Annotated in this window: 1 protein-coding gene; it reads left to right on the plus strand. The window is 52.9% G+C overall.

Annotated elements, in window-relative coordinates; genetic code table 11:
* Window positions 1-1,205, plus strand: a 1,205-nt coding sequence (locus tag MO867_RS22125) for a hypothetical protein (protein ID WP_252473207.1), incomplete at both ends; no start/stop codon positions are given.

Raw genomic sequence — 1,205 nt, forward strand, 5'->3', positions numbered from 1 at the left:
GCGATGACAGTCTGGACGCCAGCGCATACGGCGATGGCCTGGCGCTAACCGGCACTAATAATCAAGTTACCGCAGAATCCGGCGCTCTGACGTTTGATGGTATTGCCAGCGCAGTGGCTTCAGCGCTCACCGGCACCAGCGGTGCGGATAGTTTTACGGTCGATGGTGATAACGAAGTTACCAGTTATGACATTGCCTTTACCGGTGTGAGCCTCGTGGATGCCGCCAGTGGGACCGATAGCGTTACGGCACAGAGTCTTGTCACCCTCACCGGCACAGATAACCAAGCCTCAACGAACTTAATCCTGTTTAGCAATATCGACAGCGTGAGTGGAGGAAGCCTGGAAGCCTCTTCCGGTAATGATTCGTTTGAAGTCACCGGCGCCAATGCGCTGACGGCGAATGAAATCGCATTTAGCAGTATCAGCAGTGTGGATGCGTTAGATGGTGATGACAGTGTCACCGGTGCCGATGGTGAAGATTGGAGCTTAACCGGCAATGATTACGAGGCCACTAACAATGGCATCACTTTTAGCAATGTTGAAATCCTGACCACAGTCAATGCCGGTCTAACCGGCACGGCCGGTGACGATGCCTTTGTGCTGCAATCTGATGCAGACGTTGCCATCTACAACATGACCATCTCCGGCATGTCTTCTGTTGAAGGCAATGGTGGTACTGACAGCCTGGATGCCAGTGCTTACAGCGATGGTCTTGCCCTGACAGGGGCAGACCATCAGGTGACTGCTGAATCCGGCAGTCTGATCTTCACCGATATCGCCAGCGCGGTGACTTCTGTTCTAACCGGTACCAGCAGTGCGGATAGCTTTACCGTCAATGGCGATAACGAAGTTACCAGTTATGAGATTGCCTTCACCGGCGTGAGCACAGTGGATGCAGGTTCTGGCGGCGGCAGTGTTGTTGCACAGAGTGTTGTGGCCCTGACCGGTACGGATAACGAGGCTAGCACCAACTTAATCGACTTCAGCAATATTGACAGCGTGACGGGCGGTAGCCTGGAAGGGTCTGATAATGCAGATACCTTTACAGTAACCAGTAGCACCAGTGTGACCGCCAACAGTATTAGCTTTAGCAGCTTCTCCGGTGATATTGACGCGAAAAGTGGTGCAGACAGCGTTACTGGTGCCGATGGCGAAGACTGGACTTTAACCGGCAACAATTACGAAGCCACCAATAATGGCATC

This window comes from Microbulbifer okhotskensis (genome assembly GCF_023895975.1).
Lineage (GTDB): Bacteria > Pseudomonadota > Gammaproteobacteria > Pseudomonadales > Cellvibrionaceae > Microbulbifer > Microbulbifer okhotskensis.